The organism is Microvirga aerilata, assembly GCF_016743775.1.
In the GTDB taxonomy this organism is placed as follows: Bacteria; Pseudomonadota; Alphaproteobacteria; order Rhizobiales; family Beijerinckiaceae; genus Microvirga; species Microvirga aerilata.
The window spans coordinates 1-2,222 of the sequence record NZ_JAEQMY010000236.1 but is presented as its reverse complement, the minus strand read 5'-3'; the positions used below and the strand labels follow the sequence as shown (position 1 = coordinate 2,222).

The window sequence follows — 2,222 nt, the reverse complement described above, 5'->3', positions numbered from 1 at the left end:
GGCGGCCTCGAGAACCCGGTATCCGAGATCGCAAAGCGCCTCGACCGTGTAGGCGCGAAGATCCGGCTCATCCTCCACCACCAGAACGGTCTCGCCGGCGCCCTTCACCATCACCGGGCTCTTTGCGGGCATCTCGGCAGGCTCGTCGTCGGAGCCGAGAAGGCGGGGCAGGTAGATCTTGATCGTGGTGCCTTCGCCAAGCTCGCTGTAGATCCTCACATGGCCGTTGGACTGCCGGACGAAGCCGTACACCTGGCTCAGGCCCAGGCCGGTGCCCTTGCCGGCTTCCTTGGTGGTGAAGAAGGGTTCGAACACCCTCTCCATGGTCGCCTTGTCCATCCCCGTGCCCGTGTCGGAGACGGCCACGAGCACGTACTGCCCGGGCGGCACAGGCTCGGCGAACGCTTCCACATAGGCCTCGTCCAGGCGGGCATTGGCGGTCTCGATGGTGAGCTTGCCGCCATCCGGCATGGCGTCCCGGGCGTTCACCGCCAGGTTGAGGATCGCGTTCTCCAGCTGGTTCGGGTCCGCCTGGGAGCGCCAGAGACCGCCCCCGAGAACCGTCTCCAGCACCACGACCTCGCCCAGCGTCCGCCGCAGGAGGTCCGACATGCCGGCCACCAGCTTGTTGACGTCGATGGGTTTGGGATCGAGGGGCTGGCGCCTGGAGAAGGCGAGGAGCCGCTGGGTCAGGGTGGCGGCCCGTCGCGTCGCATCCATGGCGTGATCGGCCGCCCGCTGGAGGCGGTCGGCGCCCTCCGGCAGGCGGCGCTGAAGCAGTTCGATGTTGCCGACGATGATCGTGAGCAGGTTGTTGAAGTCGTGGGCGATGCCGCCGGTGAGCTGCCCGATGGCCTCCATTTTCTGGGCCTGCCGGAGCGCTTCCTCGGCCTTCAGGCGCTCGGCGACCTCCTGCGCGACCCGTTCCTCCAGGGTTTCGTTCAGGCTCTTGAGGTCCCGGGTGGCCTGCTCGGCCTTCTGGCGCGCCAGGAGCAGCTCCCGCTCATACTTTCGCCGGTCGGTGGCATTGAAAACCGTGATGCGATTGACGATGGGCCGGCCGGCCGCGTCCCGCTTCTGCACGGTGTTGGCCAGAACAGGCAGCGAATGCCCGTCGGCGCAGGTCAGGTCGAAGGCGATCTCGTTGATGAAGCCTTGCATCTGCAGCAGGGGCGCAAAGTGCGTCTCGTAGAAGATCCTGCCGCCGACGCTCAGAAGGTCTGCAAAGCACTTGTGGCCAATCAACTCCTGCCGATCCATCCCGATCCAGGTCAGAAAGGTCTGGTTGGCCCTGACGATGGTGCCGTCCGGCAGGGTCGAGAGGTACCCGCAGGGCGCGCTCTCATAGAGCTCCTCGGTGGTTTCGATGAGAGCGCCTTGGTCGATGGTCACGCGGCAGCGGTCCTGACGGGTCCGGGATCGCGCAGAAAAGCTTCCATGGCGGCAATCGTCTCCTCGGGTGCACTCAGGTTCGGGCAGTGTCCCGTGGCGTTGAGCTGAACGAACTCGCTGCCCGGGAGGTGCTGGTGCATGTAGCGCCCGACTGCCGCAGGGGCAATCGCATCCTGCGCGCACTGAAGAATGAGCGCCCGGGTGCTGACATTCGAGAGGTCTGCCCGGTTGTCGGAGAGGAACGTCACGCGGGCGAAGTGCTTCGCGATTTCGGGATCGGTGCGGCAGAAGCTGTTCGTGAGCTCCTCGCCCAGCTCGGGCCGATCCGGGTTGCCCATGATGACCGGGGCCATGGTGCTCGACCAGCCGAGATGGTTGCTGTCGAGGAAGTCGAGCAGACCCTCGATGTCCTCCTGCTTGAAGCCGCCGACATAGTCGCCGTCGTTGATGTAGCGCGGCGAGGGGCCGATCAGGACCAGGCGGTCGAACCGCTCCGGCTCCCTGATGGCGGCGAGAATGCCGATCATGGCGCTGACCGAATGCCCGACGAAGACGACGTCTTTCAGGTCGAGCTCGCGGCAGATCGCCAGGATGTCCTGCGCATAGCCATGGAGCGAGCCGTATTTTGCAGGCTCGAAGGCGGCTGCATCCGACTGGCCATGCCCGACATGATCGAAGAGGACGACCTTGTACCGGTCCTCGAAGGCCGGGGTGATGAAGCGCCACATGTTCTGATCGCAGCCATAGCCATGGGCGAAGAGGATGGGCTGCTCGCCGCGACCCAGGATTTTGACATTGTTACGTTTAAGAACAGACATGGGTGCTCCGTG

General features: G+C 65.1%; 2 protein-coding genes. Both read right to left on the bottom strand.

Going from position 1 to position 2,222, the window contains the following annotated elements:
- Positions 1-1,392: ATP-binding protein (locus JKG68_RS31965; RefSeq protein WP_202066410.1), on the bottom strand; the 1,392-nt coding region annotated here is incomplete at its 3' end.
- Positions 1,389-2,210 (bottom strand): alpha/beta fold hydrolase, encoded by an 822-nt coding sequence (locus tag JKG68_RS31960; protein WP_202066408.1) that lies wholly within the window; start codon positions 2,208-2,210, stop codon positions 1,389-1,391. The genes JKG68_RS31965 and JKG68_RS31960, both read right to left, overlap by 4 nt.
- Between the last annotated feature and the right edge of the window lie 12 nt (positions 2,211-2,222).

Bases quoted from the DNA above. Each gene is read 5' to 3' on its own strand.
- JKG68_RS31960 (WP_202066408.1), bottom strand. From the start codon at position 2,210: ATGTCTGTTCTTAAACGTAACAATGTCAAAATCCTGGGTCGCGGCGAG.